General features: G+C 39.0%; 3 protein-coding genes. All 3 read left to right on the top strand.

From position 1 onward, the window contains the following. The first annotated feature begins 18 nt into the window (after positions 1–18). From ACFIKE_RS10210 to ACFIKE_RS10200, 3 genes are read left to right on the top strand one after another with little or no spacing between them, the layout of a single operon-like run. A complete protein-coding gene (locus tag ACFIKE_RS10210; RefSeq protein WP_375649741.1) occupies positions 19–651 on the top strand; it encodes a hypothetical protein in 633 nt (210 codons plus the stop codon). Next, positions 648–1,109, top strand: a complete 462-nt coding sequence (locus tag ACFIKE_RS10205) for a hypothetical protein (RefSeq protein ID WP_375649739.1) — start codon at positions 648–650, stop codon at positions 1,107–1,109. The genes ACFIKE_RS10210 and ACFIKE_RS10205 overlap by 4 nt, the downstream gene beginning before the upstream one ends. A gap of 5 nt (positions 1,110–1,114) precedes the next feature. Beyond that, positions 1,115–1,573 carry a hypothetical protein gene (locus tag ACFIKE_RS10200; RefSeq protein WP_375649736.1) on the top strand — a complete coding sequence of 153 codons (459 nt, stop codon included), beginning with the start codon at positions 1,115–1,117 and terminating at the stop codon, positions 1,571–1,573. The last annotated feature ends 102 nt before the right edge of the window (positions 1,574–1,675 follow it).

Raw genomic sequence — 1,675 nt, 5'->3', positions numbered from 1 at the left:
AACTAGGTAACAAACCAGATGAAAAAATACGAATTTACTGATGAAAAAATTGTGTTTGATGGAAGAACTCTTCACCGAATTAGAGCATTAAGAGACTTTGAATATGTCAAAAAAGGTGACCTAGGCGGTTTTATTGAAAAGGAATATAACTTAGGTCATAAAGGTAATTGCTGGGTTTATGATAATGCCAAGGTGTATGATAACGCTCATGTTTATGACAATGCACGCGTTTCCGATGAAGCACGTGTTTGCGGTAATGCAGAGGTTTTCGATTGTGCACGTGTTTTCGATGAAGCGCGTGTTTACGGTGAGGCAGAAGTTTACTGTGGGGCAGAGGTTTACGGTGAGGCAGAGGTTTACGGTGAGGCAGAGGTTTACGATGATGCACGCGTTTACGATGAAGCACGTGTTTGCGGTAATGCAGAGGTTTACGGTTGTGCCAAGGTTTTTGGCAATGCCAAGGTTTTTGGCAATGCACAAGTTTACGGTGAGGCATGCATTTACGATAGGGCGCGTGTTTACGGCAATGCGCAAGTTTACGGTGATGCGCATGTTTATGGTCATGCAAAAATTTACGGTGATGCATGTGTATGTTGGGACGACTGGATTAATGACAATAGAAGAATCTCAACTAGGGAACAAACCAGATGAGAAAATACGAACTTACTGATGAAACAACTGTGTTTGATGGAAGAACTCTTCACCGAATTAGAGCATTAAGAGACTTTGGATATGTCAAAAAAGGTGACCTAGGCGGTTTTATAGAAAAAGAGAGCAACTTAAGCCATAAGAGAGACTGTTGGATTTTTGGCAATGCACACGTTTACGGTGATGCCAAAGTTTATGATGATGCGCGGGTTTATGGGAATGCACGCGTTTATGGCAATGCACAAGTTTCTGATTATGCCGAAGTTGGTGGTGCTTATGTTGGAGATAATGCCAAGGTTTTTGACTATGCGCGGATTTATGGGAATTCTGTTATAGGGAAAAGTGTACACGTTTACGGAAATGCTAAAATTTACAATCAAGCATATATTTGCTGTCGTGTAAACATTGCTGGAAATTGTAAAATTAGTGGCTCCACCATAATCGAAGAACGTGAGAAATAGTAATCATGGAAAAAAAATATGAACTTACTGATGAAACAATTCAGTTTGATGGATACCTTACGCTTTACCGCATACGTGCATTAAAAGATTTTGGTGATGTTAAAGCAGGCGACCTTGGCGGCTTTGTAGAGTATGAAGACAATTTAAGTCAAAAAGACGATTGCTGGATTTATAATGATGCCAAGGCGTATTGTTGTGCCAAGATTTACGATAGTGCTAAGGTTTATGATAAAGCACAAATTGGTAATTGTGCCGAGATTTTTGGCAATGCAAAAATTTATAATAACGTCAAAATATATGATGGACATATTTTTGGACACACGCAAATTTATGGAAATGTGATTATTTATGCCGATTCAAGAATTTATGGCAATGTAAAAATTTATGATAATTCAGAAGATTGTAAACAAACTATGACCGCCCAGAACGGCGACTCTTCAACAAAAGACGACATTCCTTTCTAGCAACACAAACCAACTTTTAACACAAGCGTGATTCACGCCACGGGTGAATTGCGCGCAATGTAGGAAATCAAGATGACAAATTCCACTTTTTTAAAAGAAATG

Origin of the sequence: Bartonella sp. MU70NMGDW (genome assembly GCF_042194085.1) — a bacterium.
Lineage (GTDB): Bacteria > Pseudomonadota > Alphaproteobacteria > Rhizobiales > Rhizobiaceae > Bartonella > Bartonella grahamii.
This window is presented reverse-complemented; position numbering and strand designations above follow the sequence as displayed.

What these genes read in the sequence shown, in the direction of transcription:
- ACFIKE_RS10210 (WP_375649741.1), top strand. Translation starts at nt 19, where the DNA reads ATGAAAAAATACGAATTTACTGATGAAAAAATTGTGTTTGATGGAAGA.
- ACFIKE_RS10205 (WP_375649739.1), top strand. Translation starts at nt 648, where the DNA reads ATGAGAAAATACGAACTTACTGATGAAACAACTGTGTTTGATGGAAGA.
- ACFIKE_RS10200 (WP_375649736.1), top strand. Translation starts at nt 1,115, where the DNA reads ATGGAAAAAAAATATGAACTTACTGATGAAACAATTCAGTTTGATGGA.